Raw genomic sequence first — 17,369 nt, 5'->3', positions numbered from 1 at the left:
GCTGTGCGTCTCTACGATATACTTTGTCTATAAATTAATTTGCAAAAACCTTTGTCCCTTTGAACCTTTGCAACTTTGAACCTAAATCAACGAACCCTCTTCTTCCTATTCGTTTCATAATCTTCAAAAATCATTTCACCAAGACCTTTTAATCCGGTATAAAATGCTTTTCCCTGATTTGCTTCTGTAAAATGATTCACAAATCGCTGTAAATACGGATCGTTTGCAATCATAAAAGTCGTAATCGGAATGTGTAATTTTCTGGCTTGCTGCGCCTGCGTATAACATTTGTCTACAATATATTCGTCGAGGCCGTTACTGTTCATATAATAAGAACCATCGCGCTCACGCACACAGCTTGGCTTTCCGTCGGTAATCATGAAAATCTGCTTGTTGGTATTTCGTTTTCGACGTAAAATATCCATCGCCAACTGCAATCCGGCAACCGTATTAGTGTGATACGGACCAACTTGTAAATATGGTAAATCTTTAATTGGAATTGTCCAGGCATCGTTTCCAAAAACCAAAATATCTAGTGTATCTTTTGGATAACGGGTTGTAATTAATTCGGCCAAAGCCATTGCCACTTTTTTGGCGGGAGTGATTCGGTCTTCGCCATACAAAATCATACTGTGGCTAATGTCTATCATCAAAACGGTGCTCATTTGTGCTTTGTACTGCGTTTCTTCGACAATTAAATCATTTTCTGTCAGCATGAAACTTTCAACACCATTATTGATTTGGGCATTTCGGAGACTTTCGGTCAGTGAAATACGTTCTAAACTATCGCCAAAATTAAATTCGCGAAATTCTCCTGTATGTTCATCGCCATTCCCTGCATATTTTGTTTTGTGATTTCCGTTTCCGGAGCGCTTTAGATTTCCAAAAATCTGGTCTAACGCCTGCTGGCGAATTGCGCGCTCTGTTTTTGCAGTTATTCCAAAACCATTTGTACCGTCTTCTTTGACTTCGTCTTTTATGTAACCTTTCTTTTTTAAATCTTCGATAAAATCATCGATTGTGTAGTTCTCATCAGTTAGTTTATATTCTACATCTAACTCCCGAAGCCAGCTGATTGCTTCGTCAAAATCGCCCGAAGTATGGGTGATTAGCTCTTTGAAAATACCAAAAAGTTTTTCAAACGGAGACTGAAATGGGGCTTCGTACGACTTAAAATAAAAACCTTTTTTAAATTCGTTTTTCATAATTCTAAAATTAAGCCTTTTTAGAATTATGAAAATAGAAACGTTTATTAATTTTTAGTTAAAATATCAAAACAAAATAACCCAAAATCAATACAAATTGTGTAGTTTATTCAAACTTTCCGTCGACATAAAACCACGCATTATTTTCTAATTTAAAAGTTGAAAATTCGTAATGTATCTGGGGTTTATTGTTTGAATCTAAAAAATAAGCTTTAAACTCCACTGTATTTTCTGTAAAACTCAGGATTTCTAATTTCTGCCATTTATTGGCCGCTGCCCATTTTAGAATTTCGGCTTTCGAATAATATTTTCTTTCAGAAATATAAGTCGTTTCTAAAAGATAATCGCCATTATGAGTGGCATAAGCCGAATATCTGGAACGCATTAAAGCCAAAGCCGTGGGTGCTTTTTGATTGTTTTCGAGATACAATCCACAGCAATTTTCAAACGATAATCCTGTATCACAAAAGCATTTATTCGCCGCCATCTACCTCTTCTTCTCCATTAATTTTTACATGAAGCTGGTTTAGCAAAACCTGATATCTGCTTATTTCCCTTACTTCTTCATCTTCTTCAGCAAAATCAATCATTTCATCTAACACCTCACTTACATCTAATAATTTATTATTTGCTTCTCTGGAATCTCCTGCAGCAATCAAATCAATAATTTCCTGTACACTTGCTTTTAAAGTTTCGAATTTTGTATTCATATATGTTTGTTTTTTATTTCAGGTTTCAGGTTTCACGTTTCACGTTTCAGGTTTCACGTTCCGTTGTAACTTGAAACTTGAAACTAAAAAAACTTGAAACTATTTTCTACTCTTTATTTTCGTTGAATTTTTTCACAATTTCTTTGAGTTTTTCTTTGCGTGAAACTTCGGCTTGTTTTTTCTTCGCCTGAGCTTTGTGCAATTTGTCATTGTGAGTTTTAATATTTCGTTCGTTGTTGCGTCCCATTATATTTCTCTTTTTATTTCTTCTAAACTCCTTTCAGTAAAAATCAATTCGTTGATAATCTGCTTTCTTAAATCAGCTATATCATCATAATCAAAATATTTCGCCCACGAAGTTAATTGCTGCAGGTTTCTAACTTGTTTTAAGCGTTTTGTTGTTTCAAAACTTGTTCTCAATATCGCTTTTCCGTCATAATTCGGGTTCTTTTTATGCTGATAATTTGCCAGATTCTTTTCAAAATCTGCTTCTATATAATAAAGTTTCTCTTCTGTATTATCAGGATAAAACTCATCCCAGGCTGCAAAACCAATTTTTGTTTTCGATTCGGTTTCAGGTTCACGGGCAATTAAACGCCATTTACTGTTTGCCAGTCTTCCCCAATGATTGGAGACGCGGTACATTCCGGCTTCGGTATAATAATAGGTACTTCCTGCCTTGCTTTCAAATTGTTTTTTTAAACCTTCTATTTCATTTGGAAGCACTTCATTAAAAACACAAAAGGTATTCTTGAAAGAATTTGGATGTGGCTTAAAATTTTTCTGCATATGCAAATATACTCAGATTGTCGCGAACTCCCTAAAACAAACCTAAATTGATTAACTTTGCCTTTTTAATTTTAAACAAAAAACTATGTCTAAAGATTCACAAGGAAAAATGCCTCAAAAAGGAGTTTTTACCGGCATTATCGAAAAAGATGAAAACAACAATTATTTCTGTGGTGAATATCTTTTAGATTATAAAATCGTACATTCAAACTTTAACGTTGGCGACTGGATTACAATTAAATCTGTAATTGAAAATCCAAGTGATATCAGCTACGATAAATATCCAAAGAAATCTAAAAACTTCGATAAGGCTAATCATAAGCCGGAATAATATTTTTGTTTCAGGTTTCAGGCTGAAATGATTTTTTTAACACAAAGTACACTAAGATTTTTTTTTTCAAAGACTGCGCTTATAAAGTTCGCAAAGCTTTATCAATACAAAGCTTTGCGAACTTAGCGTTTTTATAAAAATCATACATATAAAAAATCCTTGCGCACTTTGCAGTTAAATTAATTTCATAATTAACGATTTCATAAAACAACTTTCCTTAATATTTTTTGGATGAAAACTGAAAAGTTAAAAAAAAGTGTACCTTTGCAAAAAATTTGTCGTTTTGAAGTAAAAACACTCATTTCGAACTAATAGACAAGAAGTTACCTTTTATTTATGAAAAAAATAGTTGAATACCGTAAATTACTAAACGTAGAGAAAACTGCAGAGTTAAAAGATTTAAAAACAATTTATCGTAATGCGATGAAAGAAGCGCATCCTGATAAATTTCAAGGTGACGACGCTGGTTTAAAAGCTGCGGAAGAAAAAAGTAAATCTATTATTGAAGCTTATCACTTTTTAGTAAGCATTCACCCTGATACTATCAAACTTAATTTACCTGAATACACAGAAACAATAACAGCTTGTACTATTACAGATTATAAATTTGTAGAAGGTCGTTTGATTATTGATTTTTCTAACGGAAGTGTTTACGAATACATCAGCGTTCCTAAAGCAACTTACGTAAAAATGGTAAATGCTGATTCTCCCGGAAGATTTGCAAAAAGACACATTTTGAACTCTTTTACATGGAGAAAGAAAACAAATCAAGAATAAATTTATTCGAAAATAATTCAAAAAGCACTCTTCTTACAGAGTGCTTTTTTTATGGCTTACAATTAAAAAAATTCTATATTAGCATTCAAAACAATAAATAAATAACAGTTTTAAATCAAATCAACGCTTCAAAACCCTTGATTACAGGACATTTAGACACAAAAAAACTATAACAAAATTTTAGGTTACAAAATTCTATATGTTTTATAATTTTAGATACTTTTGTTGTACAAATCAATTAACTAATTAATTTTTTATAATGAAAAAAATACTTTTTTTACTTACAGCTTCTGCAGCTATCATTTCATGCAGTAAAGTTAAAGACGGAGAATACCTAATTACAGGTACTGCAAAAGGAATTGAAAACGGAAAAACGATTATTCTGCAAGGTCAGGATCCTGCAACAAGAATGACAATTGCGTTAGATACTGTAAAAGTTGAAAATGGAAAATTTGAAATTAAAGGAAAAGTTAAAGAACCGGCTTTTCATACATTAATTCTTCAAGGTGCTAACGGACCAATCCCATTTATCTTAGAAACTGGAGAAATCAATATCGAAATTGACAAAGACAGTATCCATAAATCTAAAATTTCCGGAACTTACAATAATGATGAGTATGTAAAATTCAATGATGACCTTACAAAAACTCAAAAAAGTTTAATTGATTTCCAGAAAAAGAATACTACAAAGATGCAAGATGCCCAAAAAGCTCATGATACTGCAACTGTTAATGGCTTAATGAAACAATACATGGAAATTCAGACAGAAGTTCAGGCTAATACTAAAAAGAAATATTTAGCTTACGCTGAAGGTCATCCAAAATCTTATATCTCTGCATTGATTATTCAAAGTATGATTAATGATCCAAGCAATGATATCAAAAAAACTGAGACTTTATACAACGCTTTAGACGAATCTGTAAAAAATACTACTCCTGGTAAAGAAATCAAAACCAGACTAGGTCAAGCAAAAATGCCTGCGGTTGGTGCATCAGCTCCTCCAGTTGGCAGCGCTAAATGAAGAGCAGATTTTTCAGCACCAAATCCACAAGGAAAAGTAGTTTCGCTTAAAGAAAGTTTAGGCAAAGTAACTATCGTTGATTTTTGGGCTTCATGGTGCGGACCATGTAGAAAAGAAAATCCAAATGTTGTAGCTATTTACAAAGAATTACATTCAAAAGGATTAAATATTGTTGGAGTTTCTTTAGATAAGGATGCTGAACACTGGAAAGAAGCCATCGCAGCAGATGGTTTAACCTGGACACATGTTTCAAACCTTAAATTTTGGGACGAACCAATTGCGAAACAATATAATGTGGAATCTATTCCTGCAACTTTTATTCTTGATGCATCAGGAAAAGTGGTTGCTCAAGACTTAAGAGGTGCGGAATTGAAAGCAAAAATCGTAGAACTTTTGGCTAAATAACATCAATATTTAGAAAAAATAAAAAAATCTCCTTAGTGGAGATTTTTTTATTTTATTCAATACCAACCAATTAAAAATTAATTAAAAAATAACTTTAAATTAAGTTCAATTTTTGTTTGCAAACATGAAAAACGTTACTATATTTGCAACCGCTTAGAACAACAAAGCGCAATAGTGCTGAGATCTGGGGAGATACTCAAGCGGCCAACGAGGGCAGACTGTAAATCTGCTGTGTGAACTTCGCAGGTTCGAATCCTGCTCTCCCCACAAAAGGGTAAAAGAAGTGAAAACAAAAGTTTCTCAATCTTTTCAAAAAACGTGGTAAAACCTGCAAATCCTGGGATTCGCAGGTTTTTTTCTTTTATACTGCTTTTCAAATTTTTTAAAACTACTCAAAATCTCTGTGGCAAAATTGTAGAAAAATATCCATGGAGGGATACCTTTTTTGCCATAAAAACTAAAGTTTTTTATCCAGTTATCAATTTAAAAATTGATTTCGGCAGTTTTATGGCAAGATTACTGCTCCACGGTATTTCAAAGTAAAATTTAAGTAATTGCAATATATTTCAGTATTCAATTTAAGTATATTAAACCTTTCTAGGATTCTAATATGCCAAATGCGTATATCTAATTCTATTTCATTTCAATGATATCATCGAGTTTCCATGTTTTATCAAAGAAAGGATCAAGAGGTCCATAGAAACGCATTAAAACAAAATATCCTTTGCCTTTGACAGTCTTTATCCAGTTTTTTTCTTGCCCTTTTGGCAACTCGGGCCCAAAATAAACATCTATTGAACCGTCAGAATTACTCTTAGGTCCTGTATATTGGCTTACTGTTGGAAAAGGTCTGCCATTACGAATCATCGAACGGCTTTCTGAGTCATAAGCCACAACAGACCAAAAGTTTTTTACAGGAATATTGGAAGGGATATGCAGTTTATAATTTTTGCTTCCATCTAAGAATTCTCCATCGGCTGCTCTTGGCGTACATAAATACTGTGACCCTCCGCCTACAATCTTCAACACCATTGCAGGTGACATTCCAATTGCAATATAAGCAAATGCCGCACGTCTGTCCGTATTTACATAACCTTGTGAATCCCAAGTCGCACTTCCGCCAACAAAAGCCCACTCCCACCTTCTATCCGTATAAACTAATCTTTCAGGTTCATCAGAGGCAAAACTTTTAACTCTTGCCAAAGCAGAAGCCGTTTGTGCCGCATCATTTAATAAGCTTTTGCGATTAGCATCCAGTTTAAAGGGCTTTCCTTTTTCAATCCCTATGGAAGCCAGTAAAAACTTTTCGTTTGTCTGTAATTTATTATCAGGTTCCGTTTGAATAATTTCATTTAAATCGGTAAAAAAACTGCTGTTATCTGAAAAAATAGTATTAATCGCTTTTCCTGACCCGTTTGTAAACTCCATTACAGGAGGATTTGATACTTTTGATAATGGATAGATTTTTGCAGTTTTCATTAGAGCTACTGCCTTATCTGTTTTACCATCCTGCTGAAACCCCCGCACCCCAAAAACTACTTTATACGTTGTAGATTTTAAAACCATGTAACCAGCCGGAATAGTTCCTTTATAATCTGGCGGTAATAAAATATATTTTCCGCCTTTTCCCTTATCCATCCCCGTTGGTCCTATATTGGCTATTTCACTCTGCCAAATATCACTGAATCCTCCAAGCATCATGGCAGGTACTTCTACTACTACTGCACCGTCCCGTTTCAAATCTATCGAAGCTAACCCGTAAACCGTTTCACTATTACCTGTCAGTAAAAGCGTTTCTGCATCCATTAAAGTTTCCCAAATCACCAGTTGATTAGTTTTTCCGGCCCCTGCATTTGCAACACCTTTCCAAACTGCATACCATGAAACACCATGAATCTGATCAAGATACACTTCAATTGCCCGGTTATAAACCAAAGCTTCATTCAATTTTTTTACAGATTCTGACGTAGGATAACCATTTTTGAATTCGAAGTCTCCTAATCGTGACCTTACAGTTTCTGTACCAATCCAGCCATTGGAATTATTGCCAGATCCTTTAATATTTGCAGGCTCCGTATTTGAAGTGTTATCTTCTTTTTTAGAATTAGTACATCCTATTATAGATAATAAGACCAAAATTAATATTGATTTTTTCATAGCACAAAGATTAATTGTTTAATATATGGATAAAATTCACAATTCTTTGATCTCTCCAGACTGCCATTTTTTATCAAACAAAGACTGCAGCGGTCCGTATAGACGAAGTATAACAAACCAGTTTTTACCTGGTATAATCTGTATCCAGTTATTATCTTTTCCTTTAGGTGATTTTGGTCCAAAATAAACATCAACGGAAATGTCCGCATTAATTTCAATTTCTTTGTTCTGGTTTCCAAGACTTGGAAACTGCTGATCGGTCTGAAGCATAGAGCGGGGCTGCAGATCATAAACAACAAAGTACCAAAAATCTTTTGCCGGTATTCCGGCAGGAAGATGAATTTTATAATTTTTACTGCCATCTAATATCAGTTTTTTAGAATCTATGAAAACACCCCGCATATTGTGATCCCAATCTTGCTTTGGCAATAGACATTGCAGGGGTAATTCCTGTCGCTGCAAAGAAAAACATGCTGCGTGCTTCAATTAATCTTACATCATTATGTTCAAAAAGATAACTGTTTCCTATAAATGGATTTTCCCAAGCACTGTCTAGAAACAGATAATTCCAATAATTAAATGAGTAATAAGTAAAATATCCTTTGGGTATATCTCCTTTATAATCCGGAGGAACAAAAAGAAACTTCCCTCCTTTCCCTTATCAAGACCGGCATTACCGATATCGGCAACATAATAAAACCAGTAGTCATTTAGAAAATCCAACACATTCGGCGGCGTTTCAATTACTATTGGCCCATCTTTCAAATCCAGCCATCCAACAAGATAAACAGATTTAGAGTTGGCAGTAAAAAATAATGTTTTTGAATCCATTCTATCTTCAAAGACAACAACAGACTGGTTATTTACACCGAGACTTTTCTGTCCCTCCCGCATAGCATACAGCGAAGCAGCCGGTATAGCGGTTAAAAAAGACTGAACGCTGCGCTGGAAGTCCAATTTATCATAAATTTTCTCCACTGTCTGATCTTCAGTAAAACCATCATTGAAATTTAGTGTTCCAAGTCGGGTATCAATTTTGTCAGGAATAATTATCGATTTAGGGATTTCTGTCTTATACTTATGTCCATATACAGTGAATCCTATAAATGCTAAAATGACATAACCAATTAGTTTACTGCAGGCTTTAAAATTCATAATAATAAGATCTTTTAAAGTTAATATCTCAAAATTACCTATATATAAGATTATCGCCAGTCAAAAACTGGTTGCAGATTATAATCTGCAACAAAGTTCTTTTTGAAGTTTTCTTTAAGTTTCTACATTTTTCAAAAAAAAAAAATACTTATTTACCATTTCAAAAAGAACTATATTACTCATTTAAAAACGAATTAATAGTATCATAAATTAATCTTTTAAGTTTTGCGAGAAATCGTTTTGAGAAATGGAGACCTAGAAAAACAAAGACCTGCCAGATATTCAAATTAGAAATGCAACAAATATAAGCTTTGTCTAATTTGGGTTTGAATTTGGAAAGTTCCTAATTGTGACCTAACTTGGCAGTAAGAAGTTAATTAATAATTTTTAACGTTAAAAACAAAATGAGCATGAAACAACTGAAATCATTTATTCTGCCAATGATAATATCAGTTCTTGTTTCTTCTTGCTCAACTGTTTTGAACAGCACAAAAATTGATTATTTAACAAGCAATTACTGCCAGCCGACCATTGATTATGATTATTCTAAACTTGAAATGCCTAACAATAAAATACAAAAACAAGATAGTATTTTAAGTGCCAATTTATCCAAACATGATATCTTAATCAGCAATGCTATTGGTATTGAAACTTATTTAGCAGAATATCTTCAAATAAAAAATGATACCTTAAAAAAATTAGTTTTAAAACAAAAAATTACTGACCGCTTAATGCTTACCAGTATAGAAATAAATGCATTGGCTTCAGAATTAGACTGCAATGGTGAACGTATAAATAAATTAGCCGATTTTGTTAATGCTGTCAATAATAAAAAGAATAAAAATCTTACTGTAGCTTCAGTCACTATAGGTGCACTGACTACTGTAGCAACCGTTTTAATAAAAAATAATAATTCCAGTAATGCAGTTGGTGTGAGCGGTGGATTATTAAGTGCCGGATTAGGGGCGCTTACAATTTCTCCTAAAGGAAAAAAAATAAATTTAAAACTTCAAAGAAACCTTCTGAAAAACATTTGGTACAATGACAATTCTAACATGACATATCCAAACTCTATATGGACTATTATAAACGAGAAACAATTTAGTAATTCCGGAAAAAATGACTTACAGGAAAGCATAAAAAATCGATGGTTACAATACAATTTTGATGGAAAAATAGATTCTAAAACCGAAAAACTTTTTTTTGATGACGGTGGAATTTATACTGCAGATGATTTGTATTCGAGAGCTAATATGTTAAATGAGCTTCAAGCTACCATTCGTTCTCTGGAACAAGATTTAAAAAGTTTATCGTTAAGACTGAATGTCTTTTAATATCTGCAAAAATTTGAAGCAGATAAATTCATTTTTACCTAATTACAATAAATTTAAAGACAGTGATAAGTTAAGTGATATCATGCTTCACAAAGTAAATTATGATTTTTAATAAGGTTTAAAATCTTTTTAAACTAAAAAAGAAAGCTCTCAAATTTGAGAGCTTTCTTTTTGTATTTTTGAAACCAAACCGGTTTGCGTTTTTAGCATATTTGGTTTTTCCTATTATATATTAACCCCCATTATTTACCATTTATGAAAAAAAATATTCATCAGTTTCGTTCCGACTAGTTCACCACAACAGATCAATCTGGTTAAAAGGCTGCTCTTCTTAGTACTTACTATACTGAGAAGCAGAGTCCTGCGATTTCCTATTTGTTTACGATCGCAGACGGCTCGATTCCTTTTGTACCTCCCCTTGTTTTCTTACCCCAAAAAAACCTATTTACTTAACCTGGCCTGCTCGTTCCTCGTGGTCTTCTGCAGCCCCTTATAGAAGAACCGGATAATAAAGAACGACGGCAGCTAATTTTAAATTAATGAAAAAATTTAATCTGATTTTATTATTCGGAATTCTCTACCTGACCCTTGGTATAATACCCAGTGCCTCGGCCCAAAAAAAATTCGTACACCCGGGAATCCCCTTCACCCAGGCAGATTTGAATCAATTAAAGGCAAATATCACTAAAGAGCCATGGCTTTCTGGTTACAATGCCTTAAAGAATGATCCAAAATCCAAACTTTCATACAATCCTCAAGGTCCTTTCCCAACCGTCAGTCGAGCCCCTAATTTAAATAATATTCAATGGAAAAGCGATATGCAGGCTATCCATAACCTGACCTTCATGTACGTATTTACAGGAGATCCGGCCTATGCCAAGAAAGCAACAGACCTGCTAAATGCCTGGGCAGTAACCAATACTTCCTGGCAAGGTAATGAAAACATGCTCGATATTGGCGATTATGTACCATATTTCGTTACGGCAGCAGATATTTTAAAAAGTACCTATCCGGGATGGACTGAAACGAATACTACTAATGTAAGAAACTATTTTGCAAATGTAATTTACCCTACATCATGGGTACCCAACCCATTGAGAGACTGTAATAAAGGGGCTATCCAGCTGATGATTGGTTTAAGTGTTGCTGCCTTTCTGGATGATGAAACTAAATGGAATCAGTCTATTGAAGTCTATCGTATGGACGCCGGGGCCGCACTGCGTAACAGTACTCCCTCGGGACAGGTAGGAGATACAGGCCGTGATGACCACTGGTTTGTACAAGCCTTTTCACTGGCCTGGGGTGCAGAAGTTGCCTATAAACAGGGCGTGGATATGTTTGCGGAAATGGATAACCGTCTTTTGGCAATTGGTGAATTATACAATCATTATGCAATAGATCCATCCGGTCTTACTTATATTCCTTACGGTGGATATTCCGTATACTGGTCTCAAGGCTGGGGTATACCAAGCGGAGCCCGTAAGCAGCATCCTTTTAATAATATTATTCAGGGTGCATACTCAGTTAGAAAGGGAATGCCAACTCCCTATACGGATAAAATGCGTACTCTAACTGGAGAAAACGGATGGTCCTTTTTATATTTAAAATCCTCGGATAATTCAACAGCCACAGCAATGTCCCCGATAGTTTATCCGTCGCAAAACGTTGTTTCTGCACCCTATTTAACAAATATCGACATTGGAAATCCCGGAATTAAAGGCAGTGCAGCTTACAATGCCGGAATCTGGACAGTAAAAGGGGCCGGATATGCTCCTTCAAATTCAAACAACTTTACCTTTTGTCCTGTGAAAGGCAACGCTGCCATTGTCGCTAAAATCGAAAGTAACAGCGTCGCTGGGGCTATAAGCGGTCTTATGATTAGAGAGTCCCTGGCTGCCGGCTCAAAATTTGCTGCCATAAATTTTAATCCATCAGGTCCTGTCAATCTGAGCAGCTCCGGTGCAAGTGCATCAAACAGCGGGTATACTCATTACGCTGTCAATTCTGCATGGTGGTTGAAATTAGAGCGCGTTGGTAATAGAATATTTGCCTATCATTCACATGACGGGGTCACATGGACAAATATCGCCCTGTTTATTATGACACTTCCAGAAGATGCTTATATCGGGTTCTATACCTCATCCAAGAATGCATCTGTATTGAACACTGCAGTATTTAGCAACGTTGCAATCAATAACAATTTTGCTGCCGGATCACCTGATATTACAAGCAATAAATTTGCATCCGGAGTGGTAGGAACCCCTTTTAGCTATATCATCATTCCAGCAGCAGGTCCGGCAGCTTACACAGCATCGGGGCTTCCTGCAGGGCTTAGTCTGGACGCTGTTACAGGAATCATATCCGGTACTCCCACAACAAGAGGAACATCTGTTGTAATTGTAGAAGCTTCCAACGGAAAGGGAATCTCCAAAACAGCGGTAATTATTGATATTACCACTAATAAGGCTCCGGGTGCGGTAACTAAATTAACTGCTGCCGCTTTCAACTCCAGTATAAAACTCGAATGGCCGGGTGGTCCAAATATCACATCATATACTGTAAGCCGCGCATCAGCCAGCGGTGGGCCTTATACTGTAATACAAAATAACCTTACTAATAATTTTTTTACAGACCCTTCTCCTGCGTATGAAATAAATAATTATTACATAGTAACTGCATACAACGGAAATCTGGCAAGCAGTATTTCAAATGAAGTTTTTGCATCAATACCACCAGAAGTTCCCTCACAGCCAGCCATAACCAGCGCAAATGGACAGGTTACCCTTACCTGGAAAGCTGCTGTGGGAGCTAAAGAATATAATATAAAGCGCGCTGTAACTATGGGCGGTCCTTATACTGTAATTGGAACCGTTCCTGCTACAAACTACACTGATAAAGCCCTTGTAAACGGTGTTGGATATTATTATGTAATATCATCCGTGGGTGCAACTAAGGAGAGCGAAAACTCTGACGAAGCCTTTGGTGCAGCCGGTTCTAGTATTAGAACATGGAGCTCTAACCCTTCTTCGCAAAATTGGAACCAGAATGCTAACTGGGCTGAAGCCGTAATACCTTCAAGCCCTGCCGTCTTAAACTTCAATACTTCAACTAACACAAATCTTTATAACGACATCATAAACCTTGAAATTTCCAGAATCCTTTTTGAACCAGATGCTTATCCTTATACCATAGAAGGAAACAGCATAAGTTTAAAAAACGATATTGTAAATAATTCTTTAAATTCCCAGTCGTTAACCAATGCAGTAACTATCAATTCGCAGGCCATTATAAATCCTCATACGGACGATCTTAGACTCTCAGGAATAATCTCCGGCACTGGGGGCTTGGTTAAAACCGGAGAAAAGTTCCTGTTTATTTCTGGCATTAATACTTACGAGGGAAACACAGTAATAAACGGGCCTTCAGGAGGCTGGCCGCCGCAGCGTGCTGTCGCAATAGCAGGCCATGGAACTGGATTAGAGGGGAAGCCCGATTCCGGCCCTTTAGGAAAAGGAAAAATCATTCTCAATGGAGGTACACTTCTATCAGAGGGCGGAGATGCCACTCTGTACAATGATATAGAAGTTACCGATGGAGTTAGAAGCTATATGTATGAAACCAGTTATGCTATCAATCTTAGAGGCAGGCTGATTGGTAAAGGCACCCTTGAACATGATGGAAATACCTATGCCGGACTGCATTTATTTGGTGATAACAGCCTATTTGCCGGAACATTCTTTTCCAAACAAAGAAGCGGCAATCAGAGGGTCAGATTTGAGGTGCCGCAGTCAGGAAGCGCCAACGCGGTATGGCATCTGGATGCCAATGGTGTTGACTGTCACAGTATCCAATTTAAAACAGGCACACTGCATTTTGGTGCACTGACAGGAAGAGGATATCTGAGAAATAATGCTGGAGGTTCACCTTATATCAGTATTGGAGCCCTGAATACCGATTCTTATTTCGGAGGGACATTTGCCAATTCTTTAAATGTGGAAAAAGTAGGGACAGGAAAATTAGTTTTCACCGGAAATCATGCTTATTGGGGTATTACAACTGTCAAAAAGGGTAAATTTCAATTAAATAATGATCCTGCAACCGGAGCTTTTATAAGTCCGATAACGGTGGTAGAAGGGGCTTTAGGAGGAACAGGTGTGAGCCAGTCCTCTGCTGTTATTGGATCAGGAAGCGGATCTGGAGCCAAACTTGAACCAGGAAATGATGCTATAGGTACCCTGGCACTCTCTTCTCTGACTTTAAATGCAGATGCCGTATACAGTGTCGAACTAGATTTAAAAACCGAAGCTTCAGATAAAATGATAACTGGCAGTGTAATTCTCGCAGATAGTCCTTCCTTGGAAATTATTGGAAATACCGGCACACTGCTCTATGGCACAACATATACAATTATCGACAATAAAGGAGACGGAACTGTAACTGGAATATTTAAGAACCTCCCGGAAATGTCCCTGCTGAGGGTTGGAGACTATAGTTTCCGTATTACCTACAAAGGAGGTACAGGAAATGATGTCCAATTGCTGGACAGTCGTATTTTTGCGGGAAACGCTGACGAAACTACTGATGCAGAAGACGAAATTATTGTTTATCCTAATCCTGCAGCTATCATGTTGATGGTGAAAGTTAATACAGTGAAAAACAATACTATTCTTGAATTATACAATTCTTTAGGAATGAAAGTTAAGTCTCAGCCTTTGACAAGTAAAACAGAAACAATTCCATGTGAAAATTTGTCTGCTGGAATCTATTTCCTGAAGGTTATCAGTGCAAATAAAACTATCGTGAAAAAAATTATACGAGAATAAAAATTTTTTAAATTCTTTAGCCGCCATGTGCAGCTTCAACTGCCCCCAAATAATTCTATTTGGGGGCAGTTTTATAGAAAGATAAATCAAAAAGTCAAGTACGATTATGAATTAAGATTTCGGCAATAAACTAAGATTAATCCTGAAATATAAAAAAACTGCCGGTAATTGACTGTAGAATTCGTAACATGGGGTCTAATCTTATTTTATGTAATTGTATTAACCATTATTTTTATGCGAATAAGTCCAGCCATAAATCCAGTCAAGCTGCTGGATTTGTCTGCCGATAAAGAAACCAATTAAGCGGTCACGGAACCACGCTGCTATTGGATTCGTTTTTGTTTTAGTATCTCCTACTTTTCTAGCGCTTTTTATTATTTTTTCTACTCTGGGCTGGCGCTCGGACTGAAAAATCTGAAATGCAGTTCCGTAGTCTTTATGTGATTTTAATAACTCAGCAATTACAACCGTGTCTTCTAATGCTAATGAGGCTCCCTGCCCAATATGCGGAGAAATACCATGTGCAGCATCTCCAATAAGGCAAACTCTGCCTTTATGCCAATGCAAAATTTTGGGTACATCATAAATAGGATAGGCAATAATCTCATGACTGTTTTTGATTATTTTGGAAAATAAGGGATCATCATTTTTATGAACATCTGCTAAATGATCCTGAATTTCAGTTTTCAATGTTTTCTCTATTTCCTGCGGCTTTGGCTGCTGTTCTCTAAAATAATTATTGAACCACCAAACTTCGCCCTTATCAGAAACCGAATAGGCAAAAAATCCCCTTTCACCAAAGGTCATTCGTATTGAGTCCAGCGTTTTTGAAAGCTCTGGAATCTTTGCATAACCGCCTGTAGAAATGAGTTTTGTATATTGAATTGCTGAAACCTCTGGAAATAATTGATTCCTAACCTCAGAAAACATTCCGTCGCAGCCAATCATAATATCACCGGTAACTGCAGCTCCATCAGCAAAATAGGCTATTACCTGCTCATTTGTTTCACGATAGCTGACAAATTTTTTATTGTATTCTATTTTTATGCCGGCATCAGTTGCTGCTATCCGGGCATATTTATTGAGGTTTGCCCGTTTTAACTGAAGTGTTTCTACACCATATTGCTGTTTCTGATAAGTTGTATCCAGTTTTGCTATTTGTTTTCCTTTAGAATTGAAAAATTTCATTGAACCGGGAGTATAATCTTCTTTGAGCCTCATCAAATCAACAAATTCTTTCAATACATTCAAGCCATTAGGAGTAAGTCCCAAAAAAGCTCCCTCTTTTGTATTGTCTTCTGATCTCGATTCAAATACTTCAGACTCAAAACCTATTTTTTTCAACTGCAGAGCCAGTATTGGCCCTGCAACACCGGCACCAATTATGATTACTTTTTTACTCTCTTTTATTGCTGTCATTTGTCTTAATTTTTTAAAGTTTACTATTTTGGGTAATCATCAGTATATGGATTTTTTTCTAACTTTGATTTTATTTATTCCTTACATAATGGCACGATACAAAATTATTGCATTACCAAAAGGCAAACTTGCAAAAAGAGGAATTAGACTAGTAAATCAGGGAGCAAATGGGATTTGAGTTAAGAAATGATCAAAAGGCATTTAAAATGGCCTTTGATGAAAATGGCTCTGGCAATCATGATTTTAAAGAAGATGACTTTAAAATAAACATCCCTTTTGGACAATTAACGGCCAAACAATGGCTTTTTGATGATATCAAGATTCTTTATTCTGAAACTTATCTTGATAAACCAGCCGAATTGGATTGGAAGGGAGATACGGAATTAGTAACCATGCACTTTAATCTGCAGGGGAAAACTTCAATAAAACAGGATGGGATGAGCAATTCCTTTGAGTTGAATGGGAATCAGCATAATTTATTCTATGGCACCGCAGCTGAAGGTAAAATGAAGTTTGATGAATTGCGGATGAAATCATTTATGGTTCAATTTACAAAGGATTCTTTTTTGACGATATCAAAAGACGGGAATGAATCCCTTAAGCAGTTTGCGGACAAAATAGTCTCGGGAACACCTGTAACTTTTTCAAATTCTAATCTAAATATTGATCTGCCTATACAGACCTGTATCAATTCGATTTTGAGCTGTGATTATTCGGATGGACTAAAGAGGTTATTTCTTCTTTCAAAAACGATTGAACTACTTGTTTTGCAAGCTGAATCATTTAATAACTTTCAAAATTCAAAATCTGAGTATATAAAACACGATTACGACAAAGAAAGAATTGTATTTGCCCGTGATTATTTAGTTAAGAATATAGAGTCACCGCCTACGCTGATAGAATTGGCAAAAATAGCAGGGATAAATGAATATAAATTAAAACGGGGGTTCAAGGAAATGTTTAATCAAACCGCTTTTTCTTATTTATCTGACTTACGTTTAGATCTGGCAAAAAATGATTTGCTTGAAGGCAAAAAACAAGCTACTGAAATAGCATTTGAACTGGGCTACTGTTCATTGCAGCACTTTAGTAATTCATTCAAGAAGAAGTTTGGCATTACGCCAAGCCAGACGAGACGTTGAGGATAAAGAACAGCCAGACAAAATGTACTAAATGAAATACAAAATAAGCAGCCCTTACAGAACTTAGCATCCTTTGTGTAAAAATCGTTATCATTGACCCT

At 35.7% G+C, this 17,369-nt stretch carries 15 protein-coding genes, 1 tRNA gene and 1 pseudogene; 8 read left to right on the top strand and 9 right to left on the bottom strand.

Annotation, left to right across the window (positions count from 1 at the left end; all coding sequences use genetic code 11):
* Nucleotides 1–86 precede the first annotated feature (86 nt).
* From LUU93_RS08650 to LUU93_RS08630, 5 genes are all read right to left on the bottom strand, one after another.
* Entirely contained in the window at nucleotides 87–1,205 is a 1,119-nt protein-coding gene (locus LUU93_RS08650; protein WP_232680373.1) for a vWA domain-containing protein, read from the bottom strand.
* A gap of 106 nt (nucleotides 1,206–1,311) precedes the next feature.
* Nucleotides 1,312–1,692, bottom strand: a complete 381-nt coding sequence (locus LUU93_RS08645; RefSeq protein WP_232680371.1) for a YchJ family protein — start codon at nucleotides 1,690–1,692, stop codon at nucleotides 1,312–1,314.
* A complete protein-coding gene (locus LUU93_RS08640; protein WP_232680368.1) occupies nucleotides 1,679–1,915 on the bottom strand; it encodes a hypothetical protein in 237 nt (78 codons plus the stop codon). Before LUU93_RS08640 ends, LUU93_RS08645 begins: the two co-directional genes overlap by 14 nt.
* 106 nt (nucleotides 1,916–2,021) lie before the next feature.
* The gene (locus LUU93_RS08635; RefSeq protein ID WP_232680366.1) at nucleotides 2,022–2,162 is read right to left on the bottom strand and encodes a hypothetical protein; all 141 of its coding nucleotides are present in this window, start codon (nucleotides 2,160–2,162) and stop codon (nucleotides 2,022–2,024) included.
* Entirely contained in the window at nucleotides 2,162–2,704 is a 543-nt protein-coding gene (locus LUU93_RS08630) for a hypothetical protein (RefSeq protein ID WP_232680364.1), read from the bottom strand. The genes LUU93_RS08635 and LUU93_RS08630 overlap by 1 nt, the downstream gene beginning before the upstream one ends.
* 85 nt (nucleotides 2,705–2,789) lie before the next feature.
* Between LUU93_RS08630 and LUU93_RS08625 the strand changes: the two genes are divergently transcribed.
* The 5 genes and pseudogenes from LUU93_RS08625 to LUU93_RS08605 all read left to right on the top strand — a co-directional run bounded on the left by LUU93_RS08625 (nucleotide 2,790) and on the right by LUU93_RS08605 (nucleotide 5,505).
* Nucleotides 2,790–3,035, top strand: coding sequence for a hypothetical protein (locus LUU93_RS08625; protein ID WP_232680362.1), 246 nt, complete (start codon nucleotides 2,790–2,792; stop codon nucleotides 3,033–3,035).
* 336 nt (nucleotides 3,036–3,371) lie between these two features.
* Nucleotides 3,372–3,812 carry a KTSC domain-containing protein gene (locus LUU93_RS08620; RefSeq protein ID WP_232680361.1) on the top strand — a complete coding sequence of 147 codons (441 nt, stop codon included), beginning with the start codon at nucleotides 3,372–3,374 and terminating at the stop codon, nucleotides 3,810–3,812.
* Nucleotides 3,813–4,071: 259 nt separating this feature from the next.
* Nucleotides 4,072–4,833: a DUF4369 domain-containing protein gene (locus tag LUU93_RS08615; protein WP_232680359.1), complete on the top strand. Its 762-nt coding sequence runs from the start codon at nucleotides 4,072–4,074 to the stop codon at nucleotides 4,831–4,833.
* A gap of 18 nt (nucleotides 4,834–4,851) precedes the next feature.
* Nucleotides 4,852–5,238: pseudogene (locus LUU93_RS08610) on the top strand (peroxiredoxin family protein); the annotation flags it as partial.
* A gap of 186 nt (nucleotides 5,239–5,424) precedes the next feature.
* Nucleotides 5,425–5,505, top strand: a tRNA-Tyr gene (locus LUU93_RS08605).
* A 366-nt stretch (nucleotides 5,506–5,871) separates the two neighbouring features.
* Here LUU93_RS08605 and LUU93_RS08600 read toward each other — a convergent pair.
* The 3 genes from LUU93_RS08600 to LUU93_RS08590 all read right to left on the bottom strand — a co-directional run bounded on the left by LUU93_RS08600 (nucleotide 5,872) and on the right by LUU93_RS08590 (nucleotide 8,550).
* Nucleotides 5,872–7,395: a DUF1254 domain-containing protein gene (locus tag LUU93_RS08600; protein ID WP_232680357.1), complete on the bottom strand. Its 1,524-nt coding sequence runs from the start codon at nucleotides 7,393–7,395 to the stop codon at nucleotides 5,872–5,874.
* 36 nt (nucleotides 7,396–7,431) lie between these two features.
* On the bottom strand, nucleotides 7,432–7,797 hold the full coding sequence (locus LUU93_RS08595; RefSeq protein ID WP_232680355.1) for a DUF1214 domain-containing protein: 366 nt from the start codon (nucleotides 7,795–7,797) through the stop codon (nucleotides 7,432–7,434).
* A gap of 150 nt (nucleotides 7,798–7,947) precedes the next feature.
* On the bottom strand, nucleotides 7,948–8,550 hold the full coding sequence (locus tag LUU93_RS08590) for a DUF1254 domain-containing protein (protein ID WP_232680353.1): 603 nt from the start codon (nucleotides 8,548–8,550) through the stop codon (nucleotides 7,948–7,950).
* Nucleotides 8,551–8,960: 410 nt separating this feature from the next.
* On the opposite strand from LUU93_RS08590, the gene LUU93_RS08585 reads away from it, so the two are divergent.
* Complete coding sequence (locus LUU93_RS08585) at nucleotides 8,961–9,884, top strand: hypothetical protein (RefSeq protein ID WP_232680351.1); 924 nt, start codon at nucleotides 8,961–8,963, stop codon at nucleotides 9,882–9,884.
* A 539-nt stretch (nucleotides 9,885–10,423) separates the two neighbouring features.
* A complete protein-coding gene (locus LUU93_RS08580; protein ID WP_232680348.1) occupies nucleotides 10,424–14,707 on the top strand; it encodes a T9SS type A sorting domain-containing protein in 4,284 nt (1,427 codons plus the stop codon).
* A gap of 219 nt (nucleotides 14,708–14,926) precedes the next feature.
* On the opposite strand, the gene LUU93_RS08575 is transcribed toward LUU93_RS08580, so the two are convergent.
* Complete coding sequence (locus LUU93_RS08575; protein ID WP_232680346.1) at nucleotides 14,927–16,126, bottom strand: FAD-dependent oxidoreductase; 1,200 nt, start codon at nucleotides 16,124–16,126, stop codon at nucleotides 14,927–14,929.
* Nucleotides 16,127–16,293: 167 nt separating this feature from the next.
* Between LUU93_RS08575 and LUU93_RS08570 the strand changes: the two genes are divergently transcribed.
* The gene (locus LUU93_RS08570) at nucleotides 16,294–17,268 is read left to right on the top strand and encodes a helix-turn-helix domain-containing protein (RefSeq protein WP_232680344.1); all 975 of its coding nucleotides are present in this window, start codon (nucleotides 16,294–16,296) and stop codon (nucleotides 17,266–17,268) included.
* Nucleotides 17,269–17,369: the final 101 nt, after the last annotated feature.

The sequence above is a fragment of the Flavobacterium soyae genome, from assembly GCF_021245985.1.
Lineage (GTDB): Bacteria > Bacteroidota > Bacteroidia > Flavobacteriales > Flavobacteriaceae > Flavobacterium > Flavobacterium soyae.
Note: the sequence above shows the minus strand (reverse complement) of the source record. Positions and strands in the feature narration are given on the sequence as shown.